The organism is Allobosea sp. LjRoot90 (genome assembly GCF_964254315.1).
GTDB lineage: Bacteria > Pseudomonadota > Alphaproteobacteria > Rhizobiales > Beijerinckiaceae > Allobosea.
This window is the reverse complement of sequence record NZ_CAXUTF020000004.1, coordinates 175,603-201,921: the sequence shown is the minus strand read 5'-3', so window position 1 is coordinate 201,921 and position 26,319 is coordinate 175,603. Positions and strand designations below refer to the sequence as shown.

Here is a 26,319-nt window from a genome sequence, read left to right as displayed (position 1 = left end):
AAAGCCTCTTCCATGCGTGATCTAGAGCTTCCCGGTCGCTCCCTCGCCATCAGCCGCAACGCGATGGCAGCGACCTCGCATCCCGCCTCGACGCTCGCCGCGCTCGACATCATGAAGGCCGGCGGCAATGCGATCGACGCCGCCATCGCCGCCTGCGCCGTGCAATGCGTCGTCGAAGCCGGTTCGACCGGCATCGGCGGCGACTGCTTCGTGCTCCATTCGCGTGGCGGCTCGACCGACGTCATCGCCTATAACGGCTCTGGCCGCACGCCTGCCGCCGCGACGCTGGATTGGTACGAGAAGGCCGGCATCACCACGCTGGAACGGCACTCGCCGCATGTCGTCACCGTGCCGGGCGCGATCGATGCCTGGACGCGCCTCAACAAGGATCATGGCCGCCTGCCGCTCTCGGAGATCCTCGCGTCGGCCATCGCCTATGCCCGCGATGGCTATGCCCTGACGCCGCGCGTCGCCTACGACCTCGCCGCCCAGCGCGACCTGCTGATCCAGGACCCCAACGCCGCCGCGACCTTCCTGGTCGGCGGGCAGGCCCCGCCGGCCGGCACCGTCCAGCGCCAGCCGGCCCTGGCCGAGACCTTTGAGGCGATCGGCCGCGAAGGCCGCGACGCCTTCTATCGCGGCGAGATCGCCCGGGAGATGGTCGACTATCTCAAGGCTGCCGGTGGCCTGCATACCCTCGACGACTTCGCCGCAGCCGAGGGCGAATACGTCAAGCCGATCAGCGCCAGCTTCCGCGGCCGCACTGTCTATGAGTGCCCGCCCAATGGTCAGGGTGTCATCGCGCTGCTGATCATGAAGATCCTCGAGCGCTTCCAGCCCAAGGGTGGGCCGCTCGCGGTCGAGAACCTCCACATCGAGCTGGAGGCAACCCGCCTCGCCTACGCCGCCCGCGATCGTTTCCTCGCCGATCCCAGCAAGGCCGAGGTGCCGGTCGAGCATCTACTGTCGGACAAGCTCGCCGACGAGCTCGCCGGGATGATCGATCCGCAGCGTGCGCTCGACCCGCTGCCGGCCATCCCCGGCGGCGCCGAGCACAAGGACACCGTCTACATCAGCGTCGTCGACAAGGACCGCAACGCCGTCTCCTTCATCAACTCGATCTTCTCGCCTTATGGCAGCGGGCTGATGACCAAGAAGTCCGGCGTGCTCTTCCATAATCGCGGCCAGAGCTTCGTGCTGAAGCAGGGCCATCCCAATGCGATTGCCCCGCGCAAGCGGCCGATGCATACGATCATCCCCGGCATGCTCGCCGAGAATGGCCGCGTCGTCATGCCCTTCGGCGTCATGGGCGGACACTACCAGGCGATGGGTCACGCCCATTTCCTGGCCAAGCTGTTCGATCATGGCCTCGATCTGCAGGAGGCGATCGACCTGCCCCGCCTCTTCCCGTTGCCTGGTACGAACACCGTGGAGACTGAAAGCCGCCTGCGCGACAGCGTCGGCGCGGCGCTCACGGCGCGCGGCTTCGACGTCCAGCCGCCGAAATCGCCGATGGGCGGCGCCCAGGCGATCTGGATCGATTGGGAGAAGGGCACGCTGACCGGCGGCTCCGACCCGCGCAAGGATGGTTGCGCCCTCGGCTACTGAACCCAGCGCGAGGCCGCCCTGCATGGGGCGGCCTCGACAGCGCCGGCGATCCCGGCAAGCTTCTCCTCAGAACAAGTCGAGGGAGAAGCGGGCATGGCGGGCGACGAACCAAAGCGACGCGGCATCGCCGGCGGGCTGACCAATTACGGCGACCCGGAGTTCGCCGCCTATCTGCGCCGCTCCTTCGCCCGCTCCATGGGCTATTCCGACGAGGCGCTGGCGCGGCCGATCGTCGGCATCGCCAACACCTATAGCGGCTTCAACAACTGCCACCGGCATTTCCCCGAGTTGCTGGAGGCGGTGAAGCGCGGCGTGCTGATGGCCGGCGGCCTCCCCGTCGAGTTCCCGACGATCTCGCTCGGCGAGGTCTTCCTCAACCCGACCAGCCTCAAGTTCCGCAACCTGATGGCGATGGGCACCGAGGAGATGATCCGGGCCCAGCCGATCGACGCCGTCGTGCTGATGGGCGGCTGCGACAAGACCGTGCCGGCGCAATTGATGGCGGCGCTCTCCGCCAATGTCCCGACCGTCGAGCTCGTCGCCGGGCCGATGTCGACCGGCCGCCACAAGGGCGAACGCCTCGGCGCCTGTACCGATTGCCGCCGCTTCTGGGCCCGTTTCCGCGCCGGCGAGATCGACCAGGAGGAGATCGACGTTGTCGAAGGGCGGCTTGCGACCACCGCCGGCACCTGCGCCGTGATGGGCACCGCCTCGACCATGGCCTGCATCGCCGAGACGCTGGGGCTCGCTTTGCCGCGCTCGGCTGCGATCCCTGCTGTCCATGCCGACCGGCTGCGCTGCGCCGAGGCGAGCGGCAAGCGCGCGGTCGAACTGATCGGCACGCAGACCCTGCTGCCGCGCCAGATCGTCACCGAGCAGGCGATCGAAAACGCCTGGCGCATGCTGCTGGCGATCTCCGGCTCGACCAACGCCGTGGTGCATCTCGCCGCCATCGCCCGCCGCGCCGGCATCAAGGTCGACCTCAACCGCCTCAACCAGCTTTCCGACGAGACCCCGGTGCTGGTGAACCTCAAGCCGGTTGGCGACAACTACATGGAGGACTTCTTCGCCGGCGGCGGCGTGCCGGCCGTGCTCCGCGAGTTGCGTGATCTCCTGCATCTCGACTGCATGACGATCACCGGCAAGACGCTGGGCGAATTGATCGACGAGCCCCTGATCGACCAGCTCGACCGCACGATCATCCGCTCGCGTGAAGACCCGGTCGATCCCGATGGCGGCCTCGTCGCGGTGTTCGGCTCGCTCGCTCCGCGCGGCGCGATCGTCAAGCGCGCCGCGGCCGAGAAGCGCCTGCTCGAGCATGAGGGCCGCGCCGTCGTCTTCTCGTCATTGGAAGACCTCGCCGCCCGCATCGACGATCCCGATCTCGATGTCACGGCCGATGACATCCTCGTCCTGCAGAACGCCGGCCCGAAAAGCGCCGCCGCCATGCCGGAAGCCGGCTATCTGCCGATCCCGCGCAAGCTCGCGGCCAAGGGCGTCAAGGACATGGTCCGGATCTCCGACGCCCGCATGTCCGGCACCGCCTATGGCGCAATCGTGCTGCATGTCGCGCCGGAGGCGGCGGTCGGCGGTCCGCTTGCTTTGGTCCGTAATGGCGATCGCATCCGGCTCAGCGTGCGTGAGCGGCGGCTCGATCTGCTGGTCGACGAGGCCGAGCTTACGGCGCGCCGGGCAGCGCTGCCGCAGCCGGTCGCGAAGGCACGCCGCGGCTATGACCGGCTCTATGACGAGCACGTGCTCCAGGCCGACGAGGGCGTCGATTTCGACTTCTGCTGAGCGGCCTCAGGCCAGGTGACAGGCGATTTCGAGCGCGCCGTCCCGGCGCAGTACCGGCGCCTCGACGCGGCAGCGCTCGACCGCCTGCACGCAGCGCGGATGGAAGGCGCAGCCCGGCGGCGGCGCGATCGGGCTCGGCACCTCGCCCGACATCGGCCGGCGCTCGCGGTTCGGCTTCTCGACATCGGGGATCGTGTCGAGCAGCAGCCGCGTATAGGGATGGCGCGGCCGGGCGAAGACCTCTTCTGCCGGACCGCTCTCGACGAAGCGGCCGAGATACATGATGGCGAGATGGTCGGACATATGCCGGACCACCGAGAGGTTATGGCTGATGAAGAGATAGGTCAGCCCGAATTCCTTCTGCAGGCGGACCATCAAATTGAGGATCTGCGCCTGGACGGAGACGTCGAGCGCCGAGGTCGGCTCGTCGCAGACCAAAAAGTCCGCCTCGGTCGCCAGCGCCCGGGCGATCGAGATGCGCTGGCGCTGGCCGCCGGAGAACTCGTGCGGGAAGCGGCTCGCATCTGCCCGCGACAGGCCGACGATCTCCAGGAGGTCGCCGACGCGGCTGGCCGTCTCGTTCTCGTCCTTGCGCAGCTTCAGTTCGCGGATCGGCTCGGCGATGATGTCGCCGACACGCCAGCGCGGATTGAGCGAGGCGTAAGGGTCCTGGAAGATCATCTGTACGCGCGGCGGCCCGACCGAGCCGTCGGCGCGCTTGATGTCCTTGAAATCCAGCATGCCCTGCGTCGGCCGCTGCAGCCCGACGACCATGCGCGCCAGCGTCGACTTCCCGCAGCCGGATTCGCCGACGATGCTGAAGGTCGTGCCGCGTTGAACGCTGAAGGAGACATTCTCGACCGCCCGTAGGATGCGACGCGGCTCGTGCGAGAACAGCCGCGACAGGGCCGGCGCCGAGACATCGAAGCGGCAGGAGGCGGATGCGACTTCGAGGATGGTGTTCGCCTCAGCCATGAGCCGCCTCCTGAAGCGGGAAATGGCAGGCGGCGGCATGGCCGGAGACCGGCAGGCCGGGCTTGTTCTCGCGGCAGAAATCGGTGGCGAAGCCGCAGCGCGGATTGAAGGCGCAGCCAGCGGGAATGGCGTTCAGCCGCGGCATCGAGCCGTCGATCTGGTTGAGCTCGGCATTGCGGCGATGGACGCTCGGGATCGAGGCCATCAAACCGGCGGTATAGGGGTGGCGCGGCCGGCGCGTCACCTCCTCGACCGGGCCGATCTCGACGATGCGCCCGGCATACATCACAGCGACCCGATCGGCCGTCTCGGCGATCACGCCCATATCGTGGGTCACCAGCATGATCGCCGTGCCGTGCTCGCGGCAGAGCCGCTTCAGCAGCGTCGTGATCTGCGCCTGGATCGAGACGTCGAGCGCCGTCGTCGGCTCGTCGGCGATGATCAATATCGGCTCGGCGCAGAGCGCCAGCGCGATCACCACGCGCTGGCGCATGCCGCCGGAGAACTGGTGCGGGTAATGGTCGATCCGCGTTTCGGCCGCGGGGATGCCGACCTCCTTGAGCAGGTCGAGCGCGCGCTTGCGTGCCTCGGCCTTGCCGACCGGCAGATGCGTCGTGATCGTCTCGATCAATTGCTCGCCGACGGTCAGCAGCGGGTGCAGCGAGGTCAGCGGATCCTGGAAGATCGCGCCGATCCGGCGGCCGCGCAGCTTGCGCATCGCCTCGGCCGGCAGATTGTCGATGCGCTGGCCCGACAGCTTGATCTCGCCGCCCGCCAGCCCTCCTGGCGGATCGAGCAGGCCGATCACCGCCGTACCGGTCAGTGACTTGCCAGCGCCGGACTCGCCGACGACACCGAGAATCTCGCCTGGCGCGATCTCGAAGGAGACGCCGTCGAGCGCCGTCAGCGGCCCGCGCCGCCCGTCGAAGACGATGCGCAGATCGCGGACCGATAGCAGCGCTGTTTGGGCGTTCACGCGGCGTCCTCCCGGCGTTCAATCGCGTAGCTCGACGAGAAGATCTCGCTCATTGGCGGGTTGCCGAAGGTGCGCTGCGGATAGCGTGCCATCACGCCCTCGAACTGCTTTTGCGCACGGGCATTGTCGGCGGCCTCATCGATGCCGGGGATGACGCGGTCCTCCATGACGAAGCGCCCGTCGATAATCGCGGTCGAGACGTCGCGGCCATGGCCGGTGAGCAGCATGGTCTGGATCGGGTCGATCACCTGACCGCTATGCGGCCGGTCGAGCGCGAAGACGGTGATGTCGGCGCGCGCACCCGGCTGAAGCCGGCCGAGATCGGGCCGGCCGAGCGCGTCCGCTCCGCCGATGGTGGCCGCATCGTAATAATCCTCGCTGCGCACAGCTGTTGCGCTGCCGGCCATGGTCCGGGCCAGGATCATGCCGACCTGCAGGTTCATGATCATATCGGGCGGGCTGGTGTCGGTGCCCATGCCGATCTTGAGGCCCATGGCGCGGTAGCGGCCGAAATGGTCGATGGCATTGCCGTGCCGGCCGGAGACCAGCGGGCAGTGCACGATCGCCGCGCCGGCATCGCGGATGATCTCGAGATCGCGGCCAGGACGCTCGACAAGGCGGCTGCCGGAGACGACCGTGCCATGCGGCAGCAGGCAGCGCTCGCTCAAGAAGCCGAGACTCTCCAGCCATTCCGGCGGGCTCATGCCGTGCTGGGCGAGGACGAGGTCGTATTCGATCTTCGACTGGCAGCAATGCAGGCGCACCGGCACATCGAGATCGCGCCCGGCCGCCGCCGTGCGGCGCAAAAGCTCGGTGGTCGACGTCTCGATCCGGTCCGGCGCCAGCATGGTGCGGATCAGCCCGCCGGCCGCGCCTTCATGACGCTCACAGAAGTCGAGCGCGCCATCGAGTTCGGCGAGGCCGCGTTCCTCGTCGTAGTGGGTGACGATGCGGCCATCGGCCTCAACCAGCTGGTTGCCGGTGCGATAGCCCGGGCCGAGATAGGCCCGCAGGCCCAAGGTCGCGGCAACCTCGGCCGCATCTTCGAACTCCTCGACGGTCTCGCCCCAGGCCCGGTAGAATAGCGAGGCGATCGGCAGCGCCGTGGTGATGCCGTTGCGGATCAAGGTCGCGAAGGCGTGCTTCTTCTGGAAAGCAAGCTCCTCGCGCGAATACATCTCGTAGGGGCCGGCCTCGAGATAGCTGCGCGGCCAGACCCGGCCTTTCTTCCAGGCCGGCTGGTTGTCATAGGCGAGGATGGTGGTGTCGAGATCGGAGAGCGCGTCGAGATCGACGAAGCCCGGCCCGATCACGGCGTTACCATAATCGATCCTCCTGGCGACTTCGCCGAGGAAACGATGGCCGGTGAAGACGACCTCGCCATCTTCGAAGACGATCTCGCCATTCTCATAGAGGCGATGGCGCCCGTCGCGGTGGCCGACGAGCCAGCGCGCCGTCAGCAGGATGCGGCCTTCCGGCCGTTTGGCGGCTTGCAGGGTCACGGCGTGGTCCTGATCGAGACGCCGTCGCGGGCGACGACCTTGCCGCGCTTGATCACGCGGCGCTGCGGCGGGCGGGTCGCGACGGCTTCGGCGATCGATTCGGTCGGCAGCAGGACGAGATCGGCGACGCAGCCGACAGCGAGCCCATAGCCCTCGATCTCCATCACCTTGGCGCCTTCCGTCGTGCAGACATCGAGCGCCAGCCTGACCTCGTCGTCGCGGCGGAAGTTGTTGCGCAGGCCGACGAACATCGCCCGTTCCAGCATGTCGCCATTGCCATACGGGCTCCAGGTGTCGCGGATGCCGTCGGAGCCGGAGCAGACACGCACACCGGCCTGGAGCAGCTTCTTCACCGGCGGGGCCGGACGGCTCGCCGGCGCTGTCGTCATGATCGCGATGTCGAGCTCGGCGAGCTGATCGATCAACGGGTCGATCAAAGCGGGGTCGGGCGTGCCCAGGCAGAAGGCGTGGCTGACCGTGACCTTGCCGGTCATCCCGAGCGCGCGAGTGCGCTCGATGATCATGTCGAGCGAGAAAGCGCCGACCTCGCCCGGCTCGTGCAGATGGATGTCGAGCGGCTTGCCATAGCGCTGGCAGAGCTCGAAGACGGCATCGAGATGGCCCTTTGGGTCGCGGTCGATCGTGCAGGGGTCGAGCCCGCCGACGATCTCGCAGCCGGCCTTCATCGCCTGATCCATCAGTTCGAGCGTGCCCGGCCGACGCAGCAGCCCCGATTGCGGGAAGGCGACGAGCTCGATGTCGACGATGTCGCGATAGGCATCGCGGGTCGCCATCACACCCTCGACGCCCCACATGCCGTGCTCGGTGTCGACATCGACATGGCTGCGGATATGGGTCGTGCCCTTGAGCGAGGAGAGGATGCTCTGGCGGGCGGACTGGCGCGCGGGATCGATATCGAGCCGCTTCTTGTTCATCCGCTCATTGTCGATCTTGTCGAGCAGCTTGGGGCCGACCTCGTTTACGTACCAGGGTAGGCCCAAGAGGCTCTTGTCGAGATGGGTATGGGCCTCGACCAGACCGGGAATGACGATCTCGCCCTTGCCATCCTCGACTGCGACGCCGGCGGGCGCTGACAGATTCGCACCGACCTGCGTGATCTTGCCGTTCTCGATCAGCAGGTCGACGGCCTTGCCGGCATAGGGACGGACATTGCGCAGCAGCAGGGAGGCGGTCATCGCAGGCGTATCCTCTTTTCGTTTCTTGTCGTCAGCGCAGCTTCGGGTTCAGGGCGTCGCGCAGCCAGTCGCCGAGCAGGTTGACCGAAAGGACGATCAGGCCGAGCTGCAGCGAGGGGAAGACGACGAGCCACCAGGAGCCGGAGAACAGATACTGGTTGCCGATCCGGATCAGCGTCCCGAGCGAGGGCTGGGTGATCGGCATGCCGACGCCGAGGAAGGACAGCGTCGCTTCCGACAGGATGGCGAGGCCGAGATTGAGGGTGGCGGCGACCATCACCGGGGTCAGCGTGTTCGGCAGGATGTGCCGGCGCATGATCCGGTTGGCGGGAACCTTGATGATCCGCGCCGCCAGTACATACTCCTTGCGCCGCTCGACCATGGTCGAGGCGCGCACCGTACGGGCATATTGCACCCAGTTCGTCAGCGCGATCGAGACGACGAGCACCGCCGCGGCGAAGGGATCGCGCAGGCCGGGCGGCAGCAACTCGCGGAAGATCGCCGAGACCAGGATCGCCATCAGCAGCGTCGGGATCGACAGCACGGTGTCGCCGAGCCGCATCAGCAGGTTGTCGATCCGCCCGCCATAGAAGCCGGAGATCAGCCCGAGCGAGACGCCGATCACCATCGAGACCATAACCGCCGAAAAGCCGATGATCAGCGAGACCCGCGTGCCGTAGAGGATGGCGGAGAAGACGTCGCGCCCTTGCGGATCGGTGCCGAGCAGGAACGGCCATTCGCCGTCCTGCGACCAGATCGGCGGGATCTCGGCCTTGTCGATGAAGATCTGGGCGAGATCGTGCGGGTTCTGCGGCGCGATCAGCGGGCAGAACAATGCGGTCAGGATCAGGATCGCCAGCACCAGCGCCGAGAGCCAGGCGGCAGGCGTGCGCCGGAAACTCCAGCCGACATCGCTGTCGAGGAAGCGGCGGAGATATCCGGGCTTGGCGGCGGCTTCAGCGGGCATTGGCGCCTCCCGTCAGCGCATCCTCGCGCAGCCGCGGGTCGACCCAGGCATAGGTCAGGTCGACCAGCGTGTTGAGCGAGACGAAGATGAAGGAGACGACGATCAGGTAGGCCGCCATCACCGGGATATCGACGAAAGTGACCGCCTGGACGAAGAGCATGCCCATGCCCGGCCACTGGAACACTGTCTCGGTCACCAGCGCGAAGGCGATCAGATTGCCGATCTGCAGGCCGGTAACGGTGATCACCGGCATCAGGCAATTGCGCAGGGCATGGCGGAAATGGACCGAGCGAGAGGGCAAGCCCCTGGCGCGGGCGAAGCGGATGAAATCTGTCCGCATCGTCTCCAGCATCTCGGCGCGCACCAACCGCATCACCAGCGTGATCTGGAACAGCGAGAGCGTGATGCCGGGCAGGATCAGCGCCTTGCGGCCGGACGCCGTCAGCAGCCCGGTGCTCCACCAGCCGAGCTGCACAACTTCGCCGCGCCCGAAGGCCGGCAGCCATTGCAGCGTCACCGAGAAGACCAGGATGAACAGGATGCCGAGCGCGAAGCTCGGCAGGGAGACGCCGAGCACCGAGATGAATTGCAGCGCCTTGGCGAGCAGGCTGTCGCGCTTAATCGCGGTGTAGACCCCAAGCGGAATCCCGACCGCCAGCGACAGGAAGGTCGCGACCAGCACCAGCTCGAAGGTCGCCGGGAAACGCTCGGCGATCAGCGTGAACACCTCCTGCTGATTGCGGTAGGAGATGCCGAAATCACCGCGTACGGCGTTGCCGACGAAGGTCGCGAACTGCAGCAGGAAGCCCTTGTCGAGCCCGAGCCGGACGCGGAGTTCGTCGCGCTGCGCCTGGCTCGCCTGCTCGTTCAGCATCAATTCGACGGGATCGCCGACGAAGCGGAAGGTCAGAAAGGCGAGGAACGCCACCGCCAGCATGACGCCGGCGGCATTGATGAAGCGCTTGAAGAGGAAGGCCGGCATCGGTTGCTCCTGTCTTCCGTCGTCATTCTCGGGCGTAGCGTAGCGAAGACCCGAGAATCTCAGGACGGGAAGGCGCTGGTTTCCGAGATGGCCGGGTCAAGCCCGGCCATGACGCTCCGGTCGTTCACTTCATCGTGGTCAGCCACAGGCGCGGCTTGTTGTCCGAGGCCTGGACCGTCGAGGCGATCGTGTTGCGCATCGCCCAGGCCATCGGCTGCTGGTGCAGCGGGATGAAGAGGTGCTCGGCCTTGGCGATCTTCAGCGCCTCCTTCATCATCTCGATGCGCTTTGGCGTATCGAGCTCGACGCCGGACTTGTCGACCAGCGCGTCAATGCGTGGATCGCCCCAATTGCCCCAGTTGAACACGCCGCCCGTGCCGCTCTTCGAGCGCAGCACCTGCACCAAGAGCGAATAGGCGTCGATCATCGGCTCATTGGCCCAGCCGAAGGAGATCGCGTCGAAATCGCCCTTCACCCGCTTTGGCGCCTGCTGGCTACGCGGCGCGAGGCTGAGATTCGGCTTCAGGCCGGCGCGCGACCACATCGCCGCCACCGCCTGGCAGAACTCCTCCTCGTTGACGAGCGAGTCGCTCTGGCAGTTCATCACGAAGGAGAAGCCGTTCGGATAGCCGGCATCGGCGAGCAGCTTCTTGGCGCCGGCAAGATCGAAGGGCAGGCGCTCGTCCTGCGACGGCTCGTAGCCGGGGATCGCCGGGGCGACGAGCGCGCCGGTATTGCGCGAGAGGCCCCGCATCGCCCGCTTCTGCACCGCGTCGATGTCGATGGCGCGGTAGAGCGCCTCGCGCACCTTGATGTCCTTGAAGGGGTTCTTGTCCTTGACGTCGCTCTCGACCAGCTTGTCACCGAGATTGAAGGCGAAGAAGACCGAACGCAGTTCGTTGGTCTGCAGCACCTTGACCTCGGATGAGGCCGTGAGGCGCGGCAGGTCCTGCAGCGGCGCGACATTTGTGAAGTCGATCTCGCCGGAGAGCATCGCCGCGACGCGGGTCGAGGATGAGGTAATCGGGATGAACTCGATCACATCGATGTTGTGCTGCGGCTTGTCCCACCAGCTCGCGTTCTTGGCGAAGATCGTCTTGGAGTCGGCGCGCCGGCTCTCGACCTTGAACGGGCCGGTGCCGTTGGCGTTGTCGGTGGCATAGCCCTTCACGCCCTTGCCGGAATCGGTCGGCAGCAGCGAATTGTTCGCCTCCATCCACTCCTTGTCGAAGATGAAGATGTTGGTGAGGTCGTTCAGCAGCAGCGGGTAGGGGCCGTTGACCTCGATCTCGACGGTGTAGTCGTCGATCTTCTTCGAGCTCTTATAGGCCGGCAGATTGCCCTTCAGCGGCGAAGTGTCGTGGGTGACGCGCTGGAGCGAGGCGATCACGTCGTCGGCCGTGAATGGGTTGCCGTTGTGGAACTTGACGCCCTGGCGCAGCTTGAAGCGCCAGATGGTCGGCGACACCGTCTCCCAGGATTCCGCCAGCGCCGGCTCGATCTTGAGATCGCCGGTGTAGCGCACCAGCCCCTCATAGACATGATTCAGGACCGAGAGCGTGAAGGTCTCGCCGAAGGAGTAGGGGTCGAGCGAGGCGATCTCGCGCGCCGAGCCCCATTTCAGCGTCTTGGCTTCGACTGCGCCGTTCAATGCGAAAGCGGCGACAGCCGCCAGCAACCAGGCCTTCTTCATCGAACTCTCCCCTTTTATTGCTTGCCGCCGGCCCGCCTTGCGCACCGGGGAATGCCGTTCAGTTGCCACCTCTGTGATCATCGTGGCGCTTTCCGCGCCATCTCGTGTGCGATCATTGAGCATACTTGCATACGATACAAGGATCGTATTGTATGCGATTATTGAAGACAAGCGGAAACTCAGCCGATGCCGCGCCCTACCCGCCCATCCCTGGCGAACAAGCCGATGACCAATGGCAAGGAGACCGAGACGCGCGGGCCGGTGCCGCGTGCGCAGGCGGTCTACAAGGCGCTGCGACGCGCCATCATCGAGCAGGCGCTGAAGCCCGGCATGAAGCTGCCGGAGGATTCGATCGGCGAACAGCTCGGCGTCAGTCGCACCTTGGTGCGCGAGGCCTTCGGGCGGCTCGCCGTCGAGGGCCTGGTCGAGCTCAAGCCCAATCGCGGCGCCAATGTCGCCTATCCGACGCTGGAGGAGGCGCGCGACGTCTTCGATGTCCGCCGCGGACTGGAGCGGCTCGTCGCCGAGAACCTGGCGGGGCGGCTGACCGCGGCGCAGGCGGCCGAGCTCGAGGCCCATGTCCGGCTCGAGGAGAAGGCGCACGGTCAGGATGGGCCTGAATCGATCCGGCTTTCCGGCGAATTCCACATCAAGCTTGCCGAGATGACCGGCAACGCCCTGCTCCTGCGTTATGTCCAGGAAGCCTCGTCACGCTGTTCGCTGATCCTCGCCATCTACGGCCGGCCGCATTCCTCGGAATGCGCCGTATCGGAGCATCGCCAATTGATCGAGGCCCTGCGCAGCGGCGACGCCGCCCGCGCCGCCGCCCTGATGGACCACCATCTCCAATCCGTCGTCACGCGTGCCTTGCTGGCCCCTCGCGCCGAGCGCGACATCCGCGACGTGCTCGCCCCCTATGCCTTGAGTGAAGGATTGACCCCATCGTGACTCAGACGCTGACGCAGGATCGGTCGGCTGCCGCCGAGATCGTCACCTTCGACTTCGCTGCGTTGACCCCGCGCGAGCGCTACAAGCTCTTGATCGGCGCCGTGGTGCCACGTCCGATTGCTCTGGTGACGACGATCGACGCCAACGGCGTCGTCAACGCCGCGCCGTTCTCGTTCTTCAACTGCCTCTCGGCCGACCCGGCTATCCTGGCGCTCGGCGTCGAATACCGTCAGACCGGCGGGCAGAAGGATACCGGCCGCAATGTCCGCGAGAGCCTCGCCTTCACCGTCAACATCGTCTCGGACGCATTGCTCGACGGCATGAACGCTTGCGCCGTGCCGTTCGAGCCCGGCACGGACGAGCTCGCCGAGGCCGGCCTTACCGCCATGCCCGGCGTCAAGGTGCCCTGCCCCTGGATCGGTCAGGCGCCGGCCGCATTCGAATGCCGCCACCACACCACGCTCGGCATCGGCAATTCGCGCGAGATCATCCTGGGCGAGGTCGTCTACGCCCATTTCCGCGCCGACACGGTCGATCGGGTGAAGCACTATGTCGATCCGGTCGCGCTCGACGCGATCGGCCGCATGGGTGGGCATGGCTACGCCACGACGCGCGACTATTTCGACCTGCCGACCATGTCCGTCGCCGATTGGCGCGGCGACCGCTCAAGGGCGCGGCGTACCCGGCCCGCCCGGCGCTGAACGAATGCATTACCTGCGCCGGAGTGGTTGACCCGCGGCGGATTTCCGCCAGCAATGCGGCCTCGAAAATCAGTCCGACGAGGCCCTCATGAACAAGCACGTCTCCGGCATCGATGCCGCCAAGCTCGACCGGTTGGCCGAGGTCGCGATCAAGGTCGGCCTCAACCTGCAGCCCGGGCAGGACCTGTTCCTGACCGCCCCGAGCGCGGCGCTGCCCTTGGTCCGGCGCATCGCCGAGCACGCCTACAAGGCCGGCGCCGGCCTCGTCACGCCGATCCTCTCGGACGAGGCGGTGACGCTGGCGCGCTATCGCTTCGGCCAGGATGCAGGCTTCGACCGCGCCCCGTCATGGCTCTATGAGGGCGTCGCCAAAGCCTTCTCGGCCAATACCGCCCGGCTCGCCATCGTCGGCGACAACCCGATGCTGCTGTCCGAGCAGGATTCGGCCAAGGTCGCCCGCGCCAACAAGGCCAATTCGATCGCCTACCAGCCGGCGCTGGAGAAGATCGCCAATTTCGACATCAACTGGAACATCGTCGCCTATCCCGGCGCGGCCTGGGCGCAGCAGGTTTTCCCCGCGGATGCTGAGGAGGTCGCCGTCGCCCGTCTCGCCGAGGCGATCTTCGCGGCCTCGCGCGTCGACCGCGACGACCCGATTGCCGCCTGGGACGAGCACAACGCCGCGCTGGCGCTGCGGACAAAATGGCTGAACGGCCAGTGCTTTTCGGCGCTGCATTTCACCGGGCCGGGCACCAATCTCACCATCGGCCTCGCCGACGGGCATGAATGGCAGGGCGGCGCCTCCACCGCGAAGAACGGCGTCACCTGCAACGCCAACATCCCGACCGAGGAGGTCTTCACCACCCCGCATGCGCGCCGTGTCGACGGGCATGTCTCCTCGACCAAGCCGCTCTCCTATCAGGGCACGCTGATCGACAACATCCAGGTGCGTTTCGAAGAAGGCCGCATCGTCGAGGCCAAGGCGAGCCGCGGCGAGGAGGTGCTGAACAAGGTGCTCGACACCGACGAGGGCGCCCGCCGGCTCGGCGAGGTCGCGCTGGTGCCGCACTCCTCGCCGATCTCGCAGAGCGGCATCCTGTTCTACAACACGCTCTTCGACGAGAATGCCTCCTGCCACATCGCGCTCGGCCAGTGCTATTCGAAGTGCTTCGTCGACGGCACCAAGCTGATGCCGGAGCAGATCGCGGCGCAGGGCGGCAACCGCAGCCTGATCCACATCGACTGGATGATCGGCTCCGGCGAGGTCGACATCGACGGCATCAAGCCGGACGGCAGCCGTGTTGCAGTCTTCCGTAAGGGCGAATGGGCCTGAGGCTCAGCGCCTGAAGCGGTTGCGATAGGCCGCCGGTGAGGTCCTTGCGATCTCGAAGAAGGCCTTTCGGAAGCTCTCGGGCGAAGCGAAGCCACAGGCGGTGCCGACATCGGCCAGGGAAAGCTCGCTCTCCTCGAGCAGCTTCATCGCCCGGCCGATGCGCTCGCGCCTGAGCCATTTCAGCGGCGTCACCCCGGTGCCGTCGCGGAAGCGGCGCAGGAAGGTGCGTTCGCTGAGGCCGGCATGGCGCGCCATCGCGCCGATTTCCGGCGGCTCGGCGAGCCGCTCGCGCGCCCAGTCGAGCACCGCGGCGATCGAGCGGCCGGGCCTTACCTGGATCGGCGCCTCGACATATTGCGCCTGGCCGCCATCGCGATGCGGCGGCATCACCAGCCGGCGCGCGACGATATTGGCAACCTTCGCGCCATGATCGGCCCGGATCAGGTGCAGGCAAGCGTCGATGCCGGCGCTGCTGCCGGCCGAGGTGACGATGCCCTCATCCTCGACATAGAGCACGTCGTCGACCAGCGTCGCGCCGGGACAAGCATCGGCGAGGTGCGGCGCGTGCCGCCAATGCGTCGTCGCCCGCCGGCCATCGAGCAGTCCGGCTGCCGCCAGCACGAAGGCGCCGGAGCAGATCGAAAGCAGCCGCGCCCCGCGCTGATGCGCCGCCCGCAGCGCTTCGACCAGCGCCGCCGGCGGCGGCTCGTCGCGATTGCGCCAGCCGGGGATGACGATGGTCTGCGCTTCGCTGAGGATCTCCAGCCCGGCATCGACCTGCAGCGAAAAGCCGCCCATCGCCCGGATCGGTCGCTCTGCGGCAGCGACGCGGAACCGGTACCAGCTGAAGTCGAACTCCGGGCGCGGCAAAGCGAAGGCCTCGACGACGATGCCGAACTCGAAGGTGCACAGGCCGTCATAGGCGACGGCGACGACCTCGTGCGGCACTCCGATACGGTTCATTTCGGCGTCGGCGCTCATTTGGCGAAAACCTACCAGACATTGTCATTTCCGCTACTGCCGCAAATCGCGACCGGCCGCTACCCCTCTCGTCATCGCAAGCCGATGAGGATCGCCATGGCCACTGCCATCACCGAAATACCCGCCGCTCCCTCGCATATCGCCCGCGCCCATTTCGAGGCGCTGCTGACCTTCGAGACCGATTGCTGGGACACGCATGACGCCCTGAAGGCGAATGATCGCGACTTCATCCTGGTCGATGTGCGCTCACCCGCGCTCTATGCGGAAGGCCATGTCGACGGCGCGATCAACCTGCCGCACGGCAAGATGACAGCCTCAAAGATGGCGGAATTCCCGGCCGGAAAGACCTTTGTGGTCTATTGCGCCGGACCGCACTGCAACGGCGCCAACCGCGCCGCAGTCCGGCTCTCGCGCCTCGGCCTACCGGTCAAGCCGATGATCGGCGGCGTCACCGGCTGGATCGACGAAGGTTTTTCGCTGACTGCTTCCAGCTGAGCTAGTCGATCTGCCCCAGTGCCTGTTCGATCGCGGCGAAGATCGTCTCGATCTCGGCGGGCGCGATGACCAGTGGCGGCGACAGCACCAGCGTGTCGCCGGCATTGCGGATCAGCACGCCGGCATCGAGGCAGAGCTTGTTGGCCTCTCCGCCCCGGGCGCCATCCGCGCCCGGGCGCGGCGACAGGTCGATCGCGCAGAGCAGGCCGGCGGTGCGGATGTCGACGACATGCGCGGAGCCCTTGAGCCGGTGCGCTCGTTCCTCCCAGAGCGGCAGCACCTTGGCGAGCCCGCCCAAAATGTCCTGCTCGGCGAAGACGTCGAGCGTCGCGAGACCGGCGGCGCAGGCGAGTGGATGCGCCGAATAGGTATAGCCGTGCAAGAGCTCGATCGCCTCGGGCGGGCCGGCCATGAAGGCATCATAGACAGGACCAGCGACGAGCACGCCCCCCATCGGCACCGCGCCATTGGTCATGCCCTTGGCGCAGCTCATCAGATCGGGCCTGACGCCATAGGCCTGCGCCGCGAAGGGGCTGCCGAGCCGGCCGAAGCCGGTGATGACCTCGTCGAAGATCAGGAGGATGCCGTGCCGGTCGCAGATCGCGCGCAGGCGTTCGAGATAACCTTTCGGCGGCGGGTAGACCCCACCCGAGCCGGTCACCGGCTCGACGATCACCGCTGCGACCGTCTGGGGATCATGGATCTGCAGCAGGCTCTCCAGCGCCTCGGCCGCGGCAAGGCCACCTTCCGGCCGACCGCGCGAGAAGGCCATGCTGGCGCGGTCATAGGGTAGCGGCAGATGCGCGACATCGGGCAAGAGCGGCCCGAAGGCGGCCTTGTGCCGGCCGATGCCGGAGACCGACAGCCCGCCCCAGCCCATGCCGTGATAGCCCTTGGCCCGGCCGATCAGCTTGGTTCGCGAAGCCTGGCCGCGGGCCTGATGATAGGCGCGCGCGATCTTCAACGCGGTGTCGACCGCCTCCGAGCCGGAGTTGACGAAGAAGACGTGGTCGATGCCTTCAGGCGCGAAGTCGCAGAGCCGCGCCGCATAGGCCTGCGCATCGGGGTGGCTCATCTTGAAGGAGGAGACGAAATCGAGCCGGCCGGCGGCTTCGCGGATCGCTTCGGTGATCCTGGTCTGACCATGCCCGGCATTGACGCACCAGAGCCCGGCCATGCCGTCGAGCACGCGCCGCCCGTCCGGCGTGACGTAGTGCATGCCTTCCGCCCGTTCGAACAGCAGCGGCGCCTGGCGGAAGGCGCGCATCGGCGTGAATGGCATCCAGAAAGCATCGGGCGCGTTGTCGCGGCGGCTTTCAGGGGCAAGTGCGTGCGCGGTCATCGGCGAGTCCTCGCTGTCGATTACCGTATGATGTCTTTCTTATGTTCAAAAGACAATAGAGACCGAGACTGCTTTTCAGTCGAGCCCATCCGGACGGCGCAACTGCATCGCGCGCTGGAGATGGCTGCGCATCAGGGCGCTGGCGAGTTGGCGGTCGCCGGCCTCCAGCGTCGCCAGCATCTGCAGATGCTCGCGGCTGTTCACCACGACGCGCTCATAGCCATAGGTCCAGTCGTAATTGGACAGCCGGCGCATCTGGTTCTGCCGGCGCACCGCCGAATGGATGAAGCGGTTGCCCGAGGCCGCGGCCAGCCCTTCATGGAAATCCGCGTTCATCTCGTAGAAGCCGATCGCCGAGCTTTCCTTCCAGGGCTGCGACAGGGTCAATTCGTGCCGGGCTCGCATCTCGTCGATCCAGCCCTGCTCGAGCGAAAAACCGGGCTCGAGGAAGACCATCGGCTCGATCAGCAGGCGGAAGCGATAGCGCTCGTCATGCGCCGACTGGTCGCGCGCTTCATGCAGGAAACGCCAGCCATAGCCGCGCTTGCGCTCGACCATGTCGAGATCGGCGAGCCGCGCCATCAAGCGCTGCACCTCGGGGCGGCCGAGCTCATAGCGCCGCATCAGCTCGAGCTCCGAGATCTCGTCCGGCAGGCGCCCGCCATGGCGATCCTGCGCGACCTTGACCATGGCGAGCTCGGTCGCGTCGGCCGGCGTAGCACCATCGCCGGACGGCGCCGGCGCGCTCAGGAGCTCGACGCCCTTGTTCGGATGCCGACGCACCAGCCCCTGCCGCGCCAGATGGTCGATCGCGGCGCGGACCGGCGTGCGTGAGACGTTGAGACGGCGCGCCGCGCTGTTCTCGTTGAGCCAGGCGCCGGCCTGCAGCCCGTCCTCCCGCACCATTTGCAGGAGGCGTTCGGCGATCTCCTGCTGCAGCCGTGTCGGAGATGTCATCGAAAGGCTCTTGATTGTCTTAGTTCGAAATGAAATACATTATGGATCGAGATAGCGCCAGCGCGAACCGCGGAGATCCGGTCATGGTCGAGCCCTTTCCCTTCGTCGATGTCTCGGGCACGCCTTTCGAGCGCGGTCGCCAGCATGGTCAGGCGGTCCCCAAGCGCGTCAAGCGCTCGATCGAGCTTTATGGCGGCCAGCTCGGTGATCTCGGCTACGACGCCGCTGCCAAATCGCGCCTGATTGGGGAGTTCGCCCGCGAGATCGAGGCCTTTGGCGCGCATTACATCGAGGAGATGCGCGGCATCGCCGACGGCGCCGGCGTCACGCTCGAAGACGTCATCATGATCAATGCCCGCACCGAGGTCATCGCCAAGGCAAAGCTGGAGAAGAACAAGCCGGTCGCGGCGGAGGAAGAACTCGACGATGGCTGCACCGGTGCGATCATCCTGCCCGAGCGCAGCGCCTCAGGCGAATTGATCCACGGCCAGAACTGGGACTGGAAGGCCGAATGCGCGGAGACCGCGATCGTGCTGCGCGTGCGCCGCGATGACGGTCCGGATTTCCTGACCTTCGTCGAGGCCGGCGGCCTCGCCCGTTGCGGCATGAACGCCGCCGGCATCTCGATCACCGCCAACTATCTCGAAAGCGAGCGCGACTTCACCCAAGCCGGCGTGCCGCTGGCGCTGATCCGCCGTAAGGTGCTGGAGCAGGGGCATTTCGCCTTCGCGATTAAGGCGGTCGCGACCACGCCGAAGGCCTGCTCGAACAACATGATGCTCTCGACCGTCGCCGGCTTCGGCATTGACTTCGAATGCGCGCCCGATGCCGCCTTCCCGCTCTACCCCGAGGATGGGCTGATCGTTCACGCCAATCACTGGGTCGGACAGGTCGCGCTGACCAAGATCACCGATACTGGCATCCCGCGCGTGCCCGAGAGCTTCTATCGCGACTGGCGCGTCCGGAAGCTCCTGAACGAGGCCGGCCGCAAGCTCACCGTCGACGATCTGAAGCAGGCCTTCTTCGACGATTTCCTGACCCCGCATTCGGTCTGCCGGCCGCCGCGCCTCAACGATACCGGCAATCTCTCTGCGACCGTCTCGATGGTGATCATGCAGCCGGCCAAGGGCACGATGGAGGTCGCGCCGCTGCCAGCCCTCAACCGCATCTTCACCCGCTACAGCCTCACCGATGAACCAATGACGCTCGCACAAGCCGCCGAATAAGGCGGCAGCGAAACGTCCAGATCATAAAACAAGGGGAACTTGCCGATGCATAGCCGACGCCGCCTTTCCCTCGCTTTCGCAACGCTCGGCGTTGCGGCTGCAATCGCCTTGCCGGCTGCAGCCGCGACGTTGCGCGTCCATCTCAACGCCGACATCCGCAGCATCAACCCCGGCGTCAATCGCGACGACAACACCGATTCGGTCGTCCTGCATGTCGTCGAGGGCCTTGTCGCCTATGGCGAGGATTCCGAGGTCAAGCCGCTGCTGGCCGAGAAGGTGGAGGTGTCGCCGGACGGGCTGAGCTACCGCTTCACCCTGCGCAAGGGCGTCAAGTTCCACAACGGCGCCGAATTGACCGCAGCCGACGTGGTCTGGAGCTGGAACCGCTACATGGATCCGAAGACCGACTGGCGCTGCCTGTCGGAGTTCGACGGCCGCGGCCGCGCCAAGGTCGAGGAGGTCACCGCGCCCGATCCGGCGACCGTGGTCTTCAAGCTCGACAAGCCGAGCTCGCTCTTCCTCGCCAACATCGCCCGCACCGACTGCGCGATGACCGCGATCCTGCACAAGGACTCGGTCAAGGCCGACGGCTCTTTCGACAAGCCGATCGGCACCGGCCCCTACAAGCTCGGCGAGTGGAAGCGCGGCGAATACATCCGCCTGACCCGCAACGAGGCCTATGCCAGCCTGCCGGGCGCGCCGGACGGCTATACCGGCGGCAAGCGTCCGCTCGTCGACGAAGTCCGCTTCATGGTCATTCCCGACGGCGCGACCGCCAAGGCGGCCCTGCTGCGCGGCGACATCGACATCGTCCCCGACGTCGCCAATGCCGAGGTCAAGGAGCTCAAGAAGGACCCGCGCGTCGAGCTCTCGATCACGACCAATATGGGCCTGGTCGGCATCCTCCTGCAGACCCGCGATCCCCTGCTCGGCAACGTCAAGCTGCGCCAGGCGATCGCGGCGGCGCTCGACACCGAGGAACTGGTCGCCCAGGTCACCGACGGGCTCGGCAAGCGCAACAACTCGATCGTGCCGTCGCTGTCATCCTATTACGACGCGGTCCAGGCCAAGGGCTATAAATACGACCTCGCCACCGCCAAGAAGCTGCTCGCGGAAGCTGGCTACAAGGGCGAGCCTTTGGTGATGCTTGCCAACAAGCGCTACCCGCAGAGCTTCGATGCCGCCGTGGTCTCGCAGCAGATGCTGCAGGCCGCCGGCATCAACGTCCAGATCGAGGTGCTCGAATGGGCGACGCAGCTCGACCGCTATTCCAAGGGCAATTACCAGCTCCAGGCCTTCCCCTATTCGGCAAGGCTCGATCCGGCGCTCTCGTTCGAATCCGTGACCGGCCCGAAGGCGACCCAACCGCGCAAGGTCTGGGACAACCCCGAAGCGCAGGCGCTGCTCGACAAATCGATGGTCGTTTCGGACAAGGCCGAGCGCCAGAAGCTGTTCGACGAACTGCACCAGCGCTTCATCGCCGAGGTGCCGATGGTGATGCTCTATAACGGCATCGACGCCGGCGCCTATGGCAAGCGGATCAAGGGCTACAAATCCTCGATCCTGTCGAAGCCGCGGCTCTGGGAGGTCACGGTCGCCGACTAAGAACTCGTTTCGAAACTCGCTCCGGCACGCCAGATGGCGGTGTTTTCGAGAACCGGAGCGCAGCGGACATTGTTCCGTGAGCACCGGAAGCGCAGAAAATGCCGCTAGATGGCCGCTGGAGTAGAGTTTCGAGGCGAGTTCTAGGCCGCGCCGTTGACCTCGATGAGGTCCTTGATGATGTGATGGGCGGTGAGCTCGGCCAGGCGCTCGCCGTCCCCCGCCTGGATCGCCGCGACCATGGCATGGTGGTCGGCGTCACTGGCGAGCAGGGCCTGATGCGAGGCCCAGACCGTCACCGCCGAGCCGCGCGAACGGTCGCGCAAGCTCCAGATCGTCTCCGCCAGCACCGGATTGCCGCAATGGGCATAGATCAGGCTATGGAAGGCGCGGTTGATCTCGCTCTGCTGCGGGCGCGTCCCGCTCCGCACCGCCTCGCTGAACTCATGGGCGAGCGCATCGAGCCTGGCGATCACGTCATCGTCCATCCTGCCGATCACGAGGCGGGATGCGGCGCTCTCCAGGATGATGCGGGTGTCGCGGATGGCGCGATAGGTGGCGATATCGATCTCGGCCACCCGATAGCCGCGATTAGGCACATGCTCGATCGTCTTGCGCACGGAAAGTTCGTCGAGCGCGGCGCGGACATCGAAGCGCGTCGCCTGGAAGGCCTCTTCGAGATCGATCTGCCGCAGCCACTCGCCCGGCCGATAGGCGCGGCCATGGATCGCCCGGGCGATCTCGTTGGCGAGTTCGCCCTTGGCGCGCTGGGTCTTGGGGCGGGTGGCCATGACGGGTCTCTAGAGCATTTCAACGACGCTTGTGAACTGGTTCGCCCGCATCGCGCACAGCCGGCGCTGCCCTTGTCGAATCCGGCTTGCGGCATCAAGCATATCATGCAACAAAATTGGCGCCAATCTTATAACCAATCGCGAGAAGCCGCATGACCGCTCCCGTCGCAAGCCCCGCCAAGCAGGACGACGCAGCGGCCCGCGGCCGCGCGCTTTATGACCTCGGCCCGACGCCGGTCACCGCCTGCAAGGCCGATCCGCGCTTCAGCTATTGCCTCTATGTGCCGAAAACTCTCGGCAAGGGCGGCCAGGCGCCCGAACTCGTCGTCGCCATGCACGGCACCGGCCGCGGCTTCACCGGCTATCGTGATGCCTTCGAGGCCTTCGGCCGCTGGAACAACTGCATCATCCTCGCCCCGCTCTTCCCGATCGGCGTGATGGGCGACGGTAACCGCAACGGCTTCAAATACATGCGCGAGGGCGAGGTCCGCTACGACCACATCCTCCTCGCCATGGTCGAGGAGGTCGCCCAGGCCTATGGCTTGCGCTTCGACCGCTTCGCCCTGTTCGGCTATTCCGGCGGCGGCCACTTCACCCATCGCTTCCTGATGCTGCAGCCAAAGAAGCTCTGGGCCGCCTCGATCGGCGCGCCCGGCTCGGTGACCCTGCTCGACCCGACGCGCGACTGGTGGGTCGGCACCCGCAACATGGCCGAACTCTTCGGCGCTGCCCCCGATATCGAGGCGATGCGCCAGGTTCCGGTCCAGATGATCGTCGGCGCCGCCGATCTCGAGACCTGGGAGATCACCCACCAACCCGGCAACGCCAGCTGGATGCCGGACGCCAACCATGCCGGCGCGAACCGCCCGGAACGGCTGGACTCCTTACGCCGGAATTTCGAAGAGCACGGCGTCACCGTGCGTTTCGATCTCGTGCCGAACATGCCGCATGACGGGCTGAAAGCCGTCCCGCGGGTAGAAGACTTCTTCGCCGATGTGCTCGCCAAGCGCCGCACCGGCGCGGCCAGGGCAGCCTGACCCGTCAGGACCAGGAAGACGGACAACGAGGGGAACGACAATGAAGCGCCGGCTCGCCTCCGCTTTCGCTTTGCTCGCTCTCGCGAGCCCCGCTGCGGCGCAGACGATCAATGTCGCGCTCAACGCCGACATTCGCTCGACCAATCCCGGCGTCAACCGCGACGACAACACCGACGCGGTCGTCCTGCACATGGTCGAGGGCCTGGTCGGCTATCGCGAGAACGGCGCCGTCGCGCCGCTGCTGGCAGAGAAGGTATCAACTTCCGCAGATGGGCTGACCTACACCTTCACGCTGCGCAAGGGCGTCAAGTTCCACAACGGCGCCGAACTGACCTCGGCCGACGTCATGTGGAACTGGACCCGCTACATGGAGCCCAAGACCGACTGGCGCTGCCGCAGCGAGTTCGACGGCCGCATCGGCATGAAGGTGACCGGCGTCGCCGCGCCCGATCCGGCGACCTTCGTGATGACGCTGGAGAAGCCGAGCGCCCTCTTCCTCGACACGATGGCGCGGACCGACTGCGCCATGGTCGCCATCATCCACAAGGACTCGCTGAAGCCCGATGGCAGCTTCGACAGGCCGATCGGCACCGGCCCCTTCATGCTCGGCGACTGGCGCCGCGGCGAGTTCGTCTCGCTGAAACGCTTCGACAGCTATGTCTCGCCACCGGGCGACAAGCGCGACGGCTATGTCGGCCGCAAGCGCGCCCTGGTGCCGGAGGTCAAGTTCCTCGCCATCGCCGACGGGGCGACCGTCAAGGCCGGCCTGATCTCAGGCGCGCTGCATGTCGCGGATATTCCCGATGCCGACATGCCGGAGATGAGGAAGGTCCCGACCCTGCAGGTGCTGAGCGCCCCCAGCGCAACCAAGCACGCGCTGCTTCTCCAGAGCCGCGATCCGCTGCTCGGTGATGTCAGGATGCGCCAGGCGATCGCGGCCGCGCTCGATCTCGATGAACTCGTCGCCCAGGCCTCGAACGAGCTCGGCACCACCAACAATTCCGCAGTCTATGTCAGCTCGCCCTATTACAGCGAGGTCCAGCGCCAGCGTTACCGCCACGACCCGGCGCGTGTGAAAAAGCTGCTCGCGGAGGCCGGCTACAAGGGCCAGACGATCAAGCTGATCGCCAACAAGCGCTCGACCGTGCCGAGCTTCCCGGTCGCGATCATGGCACAGGCCATGCTGCAGGCGGCCGGCATCAACAGCGAGATCGAAGTGCTGGAGTGGGCGACGCAGCTCGACCGCTACACCAAGGGCAACTACCAGATGATGTCCTTCAGCTATTCCGCCCGCCTCGATCCGGCCCAGAGCTACAATCAGTTCAGCGGCCCCAAGGACACCTACCCGTCCAAGGCCTGGGACAGCCGGCGCGCCGACGAGCTGATCGAGAAGTCGACCATCATCGCCGACGAGGGCGAGCGCCAGAAGCTGTTCGACGAGCTGCACAAGCTGATGCTCGCCGATGCGCCGCTGATCTTCCTCTACAACCAAGTCGACACGGCTGTGGTCTCGAAGCGCCTGCAGGGCTTTGCGCCCTGGGTCGCCTCGAAGCCGCGGCTCTGGGAGGTCGGCCTCGCCAATTGAGCCGTCGCGGACGCGGCGGCCTGACGATCACAACGACAAACGAAAAAACGACAGGGGACCGAGATGAAGTATCTTTTTGCGCCGGCCGCCGCACTCATCGCCACCGCCGCCTTCGCCGTGCCGGCCGCGGCCCAATCGATCACCGTCGCGGTCGCCGCCGACATCCGCAGCAACAATCCCGGCGTCAATCGCGACGACAACACCGATGATTTCGCGCTGCAATTGGTCGAGGGCCTCGTCGGCTACAATGAGGGTGGCGTCGCGACGCCGCTGCTTGCCGAGAAGGTCGACCTCTCTGCCGACGGCAAGACCTACACCTTCACGCTGCGCCAGGGCGTCAAGTTCCACAACGGCGCCGAGCTCTCCTCAGCCGACGTGCTGTGGAACTGGACCCGCTACATGGACGCCAAGACCGACTGGCGCTGCACCTCGGAATTCGACGGCCGCTCCGGCCTGAAGGTCGAGTCCGTGACGGCGCCGGACGCGCGCACCGTGGTGATGCAGATCGAAAAGCCGAACGCGCTCTTCCTCGACACGCTCGCCCGCACCGACTGCGCCATGACCGCGATCCTGCACAAGGATTCGGTCAAGGCCGACGGTTCCTGGGACAAGCCAATCGGGACCGGCCCCTACAAGTTCGGCGAGTGGAAGCGCGGCGAGTATTTCACCATGACCGCCTTCGACGGCTACAAATCGCCGAAAGATGGCGGCAAGGCCGACGGCTATGTCGGCTCCAAGCGGCCGCTGCTCAAGGAGATCAAGTTCCTGATCGTCAAGGATCCGGCGACGGTGAAGGCGGGCCTGCTCTCCGGCGCGCTCGACATGGCCGACATCCTGCCGAGCGACGCTGTCGAGTTGAAGAAGAACCCGAAGCTCGCCGTCGCGGTCGAGCCCAACGCCGTCCGCCACGTCTTCCTGATCCAGACCAAGGACGCGGTGATGGGCAACCAGAAGGTCCGCCAGGCGATCGCCGCCGCACTCGACATGGATGAGATCGTCGCGGCCTTCTACAACGACCTCGGCAAGCCCAACACCTCGCCGATCTATTCCGGCTCGAGCTATTTCCGCGAGGTCGAGAAGAAGGGCCATGTTTACGATGCGGCCCGCGCCAAGAAGCTGCTGCAGGAGGCCGGCTACAAGGGCGAGAAGATCGTGATCCTCGCCAACAAGCGCCCGGTCGTGCCGAGCTTCCCGGCTGCGGTGGTGGCGCAGCAGATGCTGCAGGCCGTTGGCGTCAACGCCGAGATCGAGGTGCTCGACTGGGCGACCCAGCTCGACCGCTTCAACAAGGGCAACTACCAGATGCAGTCCTTCTCCTTTTCGGCCCGCTTCGACCCTGCGATCGCCTTCGAGCAGTTCTCGGGACCGAAGGACAAGCAGCCGCGCAAGACCTGGGACAATCCGGAGGCGCAGAAGCAGATCGACAAGCTCTACGTGACCTCCGACCGGGCCGAGCGCCAGAAGATCGTCGACGAACTGCACAAGCGCGTTATCGACGAAGTGCCGATGATCTTCGCCTTCAACGGCCTCGACATCATCGCTCACGCCAAGCGCGTCCAGGGCTTCAAGCCGTGGCAGTCGAAGCTGCGCATGTGGGAAGTGACGCTGGCGAACTAACGTCACCC

At 66.3% G+C, this 26,319-nt stretch carries 22 protein-coding genes; 11 read left to right on the top strand and 11 right to left on the bottom strand.

What is annotated here, in order from left to right; genetic code table 11:
- Positions 1-12: 12 nt before the first annotated feature.
- Together ggt and ACSQ3M_RS16400 are read left to right on the top strand one after the other, a co-directional pair.
- Positions 13-1,608 carry a gamma-glutamyltransferase gene (gene ggt / locus ACSQ3M_RS16405; RefSeq protein ID WP_436151146.1) on the top strand — a complete coding sequence of 532 codons (1,596 nt, stop codon included), beginning with the start codon at positions 13-15 and terminating at the stop codon, positions 1,606-1,608.
- 93 nt (positions 1,609-1,701) lie between these two features.
- The gene (locus ACSQ3M_RS16400; protein WP_436151145.1) at positions 1,702-3,405 is read left to right on the top strand and encodes an IlvD/Edd family dehydratase; all 1,704 of its coding nucleotides are present in this window, start codon (positions 1,702-1,704) and stop codon (positions 3,403-3,405) included.
- Between the two features lie 6 nt (positions 3,406-3,411).
- Here the strand turns inward: ACSQ3M_RS16400 and ACSQ3M_RS16395 are convergent, their stop codons facing one another.
- The 7 genes from ACSQ3M_RS16395 to ACSQ3M_RS16365 form a co-directional block, all read right to left on the bottom strand.
- A complete protein-coding gene (locus ACSQ3M_RS16395) occupies positions 3,412-4,380 on the bottom strand; it encodes an ABC transporter ATP-binding protein (RefSeq protein ID WP_436151144.1) in 969 nt (322 codons plus the stop codon).
- On the bottom strand, positions 4,373-5,356 hold the full coding sequence (locus tag ACSQ3M_RS16390) for an ABC transporter ATP-binding protein (RefSeq protein WP_436151143.1): 984 nt from the start codon (positions 5,354-5,356) through the stop codon (positions 4,373-4,375). The genes ACSQ3M_RS16395 and ACSQ3M_RS16390 overlap by 8 nt, the downstream gene beginning before the upstream one ends.
- Positions 5,353-6,858, bottom strand: coding sequence for an amidohydrolase family protein (locus ACSQ3M_RS16385; RefSeq protein ID WP_436151142.1), 1,506 nt, complete (start codon positions 6,856-6,858; stop codon positions 5,353-5,355). The genes ACSQ3M_RS16390 and ACSQ3M_RS16385 overlap by 4 nt, the downstream gene beginning before the upstream one ends.
- Positions 6,855-8,054 (bottom strand): amidohydrolase family protein, encoded by a 1,200-nt coding sequence (locus ACSQ3M_RS16380; RefSeq protein ID WP_436151141.1) that lies wholly within the window; start codon positions 8,052-8,054, stop codon positions 6,855-6,857. The genes ACSQ3M_RS16385 and ACSQ3M_RS16380 overlap by 4 nt, the downstream gene beginning before the upstream one ends.
- Positions 8,055-8,085: 31 nt before the next feature.
- Positions 8,086-9,021, bottom strand: a complete 936-nt coding sequence (locus tag ACSQ3M_RS16375) for an ABC transporter permease (protein ID WP_436151140.1) — start codon at positions 9,019-9,021, stop codon at positions 8,086-8,088.
- A complete protein-coding gene (locus ACSQ3M_RS16370; RefSeq protein WP_436151139.1) occupies positions 9,011-10,003 on the bottom strand; it encodes an ABC transporter permease in 993 nt (330 codons plus the stop codon). The genes ACSQ3M_RS16375 and ACSQ3M_RS16370 overlap by 11 nt, the downstream gene beginning before the upstream one ends.
- A gap of 124 nt (positions 10,004-10,127) precedes the next feature.
- Complete coding sequence (locus tag ACSQ3M_RS16365; protein ID WP_436151138.1) at positions 10,128-11,696, bottom strand: ABC transporter substrate-binding protein; 1,569 nt, start codon at positions 11,694-11,696, stop codon at positions 10,128-10,130.
- 225 nt (positions 11,697-11,921) lie between these two features.
- Here ACSQ3M_RS16365 and ACSQ3M_RS16360 point away from each other — a divergent pair, with 225 nt between their 5' ends.
- The 3 genes from ACSQ3M_RS16360 (at position 11,922) to ACSQ3M_RS16350 (ending at position 14,678) form a co-directional block, all read left to right on the top strand.
- On the top strand, positions 11,922-12,644 hold the full coding sequence (locus ACSQ3M_RS16360; RefSeq protein WP_436151534.1) for a GntR family transcriptional regulator: 723 nt from the start codon (positions 11,922-11,924) through the stop codon (positions 12,642-12,644).
- Entirely contained in the window at positions 12,641-13,345 is a 705-nt protein-coding gene (locus ACSQ3M_RS16355; RefSeq protein ID WP_436151137.1) for a flavin reductase family protein, read from the top strand. Before ACSQ3M_RS16360 ends, ACSQ3M_RS16355 begins: the two co-directional genes overlap by 4 nt.
- Positions 13,346-13,433: 88 nt before the next feature.
- Entirely contained in the window at positions 13,434-14,678 is a 1,245-nt protein-coding gene (locus tag ACSQ3M_RS16350) for an aminopeptidase (RefSeq protein ID WP_436151136.1), read from the top strand.
- Positions 14,679-14,681: 3 nt separating this feature from the next.
- On the opposite strand, the gene ftrA is transcribed toward ACSQ3M_RS16350, so the two are convergent.
- A complete protein-coding gene (gene ftrA / locus ACSQ3M_RS16345; protein ID WP_436151135.1) occupies positions 14,682-15,641 on the bottom strand; it encodes a transcriptional regulator FtrA in 960 nt (319 codons plus the stop codon).
- A gap of 114 nt (positions 15,642-15,755) precedes the next feature.
- Between ftrA and ACSQ3M_RS16340 the strand changes: the two genes are divergently transcribed.
- Entirely contained in the window at positions 15,756-16,154 is a 399-nt protein-coding gene (locus ACSQ3M_RS16340; protein WP_436151134.1) for a rhodanese-like domain-containing protein, read from the top strand.
- A gap of 1 nt (position 16,155) precedes the next feature.
- On the opposite strand, the gene ACSQ3M_RS16335 is transcribed toward ACSQ3M_RS16340, so the two are convergent.
- Positions 16,156-17,496, bottom strand: coding sequence for an aminotransferase class III-fold pyridoxal phosphate-dependent enzyme (locus tag ACSQ3M_RS16335; protein ID WP_436151133.1), 1,341 nt, complete (start codon positions 17,494-17,496; stop codon positions 16,156-16,158).
- Positions 17,497-17,571: 75 nt separating this feature from the next.
- On the bottom strand, positions 17,572-18,453 hold the full coding sequence (locus ACSQ3M_RS16330) for a GntR family transcriptional regulator (protein WP_436151132.1): 882 nt from the start codon (positions 18,451-18,453) through the stop codon (positions 17,572-17,574).
- Between the two features lie 83 nt (positions 18,454-18,536).
- Between ACSQ3M_RS16330 and ACSQ3M_RS16325 the strand changes: the two genes are divergently transcribed.
- On the top strand, positions 18,537-19,679 hold the full coding sequence (locus tag ACSQ3M_RS16325) for a C45 family autoproteolytic acyltransferase/hydolase (RefSeq protein WP_436151131.1): 1,143 nt from the start codon (positions 18,537-18,539) through the stop codon (positions 19,677-19,679).
- A 45-nt stretch (positions 19,680-19,724) separates the two neighbouring features.
- Positions 19,725-21,284, top strand: coding sequence for an ABC transporter substrate-binding protein (locus tag ACSQ3M_RS16320; protein ID WP_436151130.1), 1,560 nt, complete (start codon positions 19,725-19,727; stop codon positions 21,282-21,284).
- 140 nt (positions 21,285-21,424) lie between these two features.
- Here the strand turns inward: ACSQ3M_RS16320 and ACSQ3M_RS16315 are convergent, their stop codons facing one another.
- Positions 21,425-22,072, bottom strand: a complete 648-nt coding sequence (locus tag ACSQ3M_RS16315) for a GntR family transcriptional regulator (protein WP_436151129.1) — start codon at positions 22,070-22,072, stop codon at positions 21,425-21,427.
- 152 nt (positions 22,073-22,224) lie between these two features.
- Between ACSQ3M_RS16315 and ACSQ3M_RS16310 the strand changes: the two genes are divergently transcribed.
- The 3 genes from ACSQ3M_RS16310 (at position 22,225) to ACSQ3M_RS16300 (ending at position 26,311) form a co-directional block, all read left to right on the top strand.
- Complete coding sequence (locus ACSQ3M_RS16310; RefSeq protein WP_436151128.1) at positions 22,225-23,109, top strand: alpha/beta hydrolase; 885 nt, start codon at positions 22,225-22,227, stop codon at positions 23,107-23,109.
- 40 nt (positions 23,110-23,149) lie between these two features.
- On the top strand, positions 23,150-24,694 hold the full coding sequence (locus ACSQ3M_RS16305; protein WP_436151127.1) for an ABC transporter substrate-binding protein: 1,545 nt from the start codon (positions 23,150-23,152) through the stop codon (positions 24,692-24,694).
- A gap of 63 nt (positions 24,695-24,757) precedes the next feature.
- Positions 24,758-26,311 carry an ABC transporter substrate-binding protein gene (locus ACSQ3M_RS16300; RefSeq protein WP_436151126.1) on the top strand — a complete coding sequence of 518 codons (1,554 nt, stop codon included), beginning with the start codon at positions 24,758-24,760 and terminating at the stop codon, positions 26,309-26,311.
- The last annotated feature ends 8 nt before the right edge of the window (positions 26,312-26,319 follow it).

Excerpts from the sequence above, each read along its gene's own strand:
- ggt (WP_436151146.1), top strand. The coding sequence starts at position 13 with ATGCGTGATCTAGAGCTTCCCGGTCGCTCCCTCGCCATCAGCCGCAAC.
- ACSQ3M_RS16400 (WP_436151145.1), top strand. The coding sequence starts at position 1,702 with ATGGCGGGCGACGAACCAAAGCGACGCGGCATCGCCGGCGGGCTGACC.
- ACSQ3M_RS16395 (WP_436151144.1), bottom strand. The coding sequence starts at position 4,380 with ATGGCTGAGGCGAACACCATCCTCGAAGTCGCATCCGCCTCCTGCCGC.
- ACSQ3M_RS16380 (WP_436151141.1), bottom strand. The coding sequence starts at position 8,054 with ATGACCGCCTCCCTGCTGCTGCGCAATGTCCGTCCCTATGCCGGCAAG.
- ACSQ3M_RS16375 (WP_436151140.1), bottom strand. The coding sequence starts at position 9,021 with ATGCCCGCTGAAGCCGCCGCCAAGCCCGGATATCTCCGCCGCTTCCTC.
- ACSQ3M_RS16370 (WP_436151139.1), bottom strand. The coding sequence starts at position 10,003 with ATGCCGGCCTTCCTCTTCAAGCGCTTCATCAATGCCGCCGGCGTCATG.
- ACSQ3M_RS16365 (WP_436151138.1), bottom strand. The coding sequence starts at position 11,696 with ATGAAGAAGGCCTGGTTGCTGGCGGCTGTCGCCGCTTTCGCATTGAAC.
- ACSQ3M_RS16360 (WP_436151534.1), top strand. The coding sequence starts at position 11,922 with ATGACCAATGGCAAGGAGACCGAGACGCGCGGGCCGGTGCCGCGTGCG.
- ACSQ3M_RS16350 (WP_436151136.1), top strand. The coding sequence starts at position 13,434 with ATGAACAAGCACGTCTCCGGCATCGATGCCGCCAAGCTCGACCGGTTG.
- ftrA (WP_436151135.1), bottom strand. The coding sequence starts at position 15,641 with ATGAACCGTATCGGAGTGCCGCACGAGGTCGTCGCCGTCGCCTATGAC.
- ACSQ3M_RS16340 (WP_436151134.1), top strand. The coding sequence starts at position 15,756 with ATGGCCACTGCCATCACCGAAATACCCGCCGCTCCCTCGCATATCGCC.
- ACSQ3M_RS16335 (WP_436151133.1), bottom strand. The coding sequence starts at position 17,496 with ATGACCGCGCACGCACTTGCCCCTGAAAGCCGCCGCGACAACGCGCCC.
- ACSQ3M_RS16330 (WP_436151132.1), bottom strand. The coding sequence starts at position 18,453 with ATGACATCTCCGACACGGCTGCAGCAGGAGATCGCCGAACGCCTCCTG.
- ACSQ3M_RS16325 (WP_436151131.1), top strand. The coding sequence starts at position 18,537 with ATGGTCGAGCCCTTTCCCTTCGTCGATGTCTCGGGCACGCCTTTCGAG.
- ACSQ3M_RS16320 (WP_436151130.1), top strand. The coding sequence starts at position 19,725 with ATGCATAGCCGACGCCGCCTTTCCCTCGCTTTCGCAACGCTCGGCGTT.
- ACSQ3M_RS16315 (WP_436151129.1), bottom strand. The coding sequence starts at position 22,072 with ATGGCCACCCGCCCCAAGACCCAGCGCGCCAAGGGCGAACTCGCCAAC.
- ACSQ3M_RS16310 (WP_436151128.1), top strand. The coding sequence starts at position 22,225 with ATGACCGCTCCCGTCGCAAGCCCCGCCAAGCAGGACGACGCAGCGGCC.
- ACSQ3M_RS16305 (WP_436151127.1), top strand. The coding sequence starts at position 23,150 with ATGAAGCGCCGGCTCGCCTCCGCTTTCGCTTTGCTCGCTCTCGCGAGC.
- ACSQ3M_RS16300 (WP_436151126.1), top strand. The coding sequence starts at position 24,758 with ATGAAGTATCTTTTTGCGCCGGCCGCCGCACTCATCGCCACCGCCGCC.